Here is a 411-nt window from a genome sequence, read left to right as displayed (position 1 = left end):
GAGTATACCAAGTAATATTTCGCGCGAACATCTGAGAAGAGCTGTGGAAAAGATAGATAAGGAGGGAATTCCGCCAGGTGGAGATTCGCAGTATTATGACGCTCAGTTTGATGGAAAGTTATATCCTCCAAAGCTCATAGTTTCTTACGCAAATTATTTCGCTAATGGAGAAGTTTTGGACCGTCGTACGTTTAGAGGGGGATTAGACACTCCATGTTTTCAGCTTTTAGAAAAAAATGATTTCAGGATTATTCACAAAAATGGAACTCCAATGTCAGAAGATGAAATGTTCTACCCAGAGTTGATCAATTTTTTAGAGCAGAGCAAAACGGGAAATTTAAAAACTAAACATTTTAGGGAAAGCTTTAAAGGTTTAAAAGTAAAAGTAAGTTTTGGGCAAGGAGTTGCGGC

General features: G+C 37.7%; 1 protein-coding gene. It reads left to right on the top strand.

Features of this window, described 5'->3' with window-relative positions; genetic code table 11:
- Nucleotides 1-43: 43 nt before the first annotated feature.
- Nucleotides 44-411: hypothetical protein (locus HC175_RS19530; protein ID WP_209310124.1), on the top strand; the 368-nt coding region annotated here is incomplete at its 3' end.

The sequence above is a fragment of the Salinimicrobium oceani genome, assembly GCF_012037645.1.
Note: the sequence above shows the minus strand (reverse complement) of the source record. Positions and strands in the feature narration are given on the sequence as shown.